The following is a 446-nucleotide window of genomic DNA, read 5'->3' as shown; positions in this document are numbered from 1 at the left end:
GGCTATCGCATGAAATTGCTGATGCCCGACAACATGAGCCAGGAACGCCGTGCGGCGATGCGTGCTTATGGTGCGGAACTGATTCTTGTCACCAAAGAGCAGGGCATGGAAGGTGCGCGCGATCTGGCGCTGGAGATGGCGAATCGTGGTGAAGGAAAGCTGCTCGATCAGTTCAATAATCCCGATAACCCTTACGCCCATTACACCACTACCGGGCCGGAAATCTGGCAGCAAACTGGCGGGCGCATTACCCATTTTGTCTCCAGCATGGGAACAACCGGCACCATCACCGGCGTGTCACGCTTTATGCGCGAACAATCCAAACCGGTGACCATTGTCGGCCTGCAACCGGAAGAGGGCAGTAGCATTCCCGGCATTCGCCGCTGGCCTGCGGAATATCTGCCGGGGATTTTCAACGCTTCGCTGGTGGATGAGGTGCTGGATAT

1 protein-coding gene is annotated in these 446 nt (G+C 56.7%); it reads left to right on the top strand.

The window, feature by feature from the left end; genetic code table 11:
- Window positions 1-21 precede the first annotated feature (21 nt).
- A partial coding sequence (locus C1I95_RS37485; protein ID WP_233514086.1) for a pyridoxal-phosphate dependent enzyme occupies window positions 22-446 on the top strand: 425 nt, incomplete at its 3' end.

Origin of the sequence: Micromonospora craterilacus, assembly GCF_003236315.1 — a bacterium.
In the GTDB taxonomy this organism is placed as follows: Bacteria; Actinomycetota; Actinomycetes; order Mycobacteriales; family Micromonosporaceae; genus Micromonospora; species Micromonospora craterilacus.
Note: the sequence above shows the minus strand (reverse complement) of the source record. Positions and strands in the feature narration are given on the sequence as shown.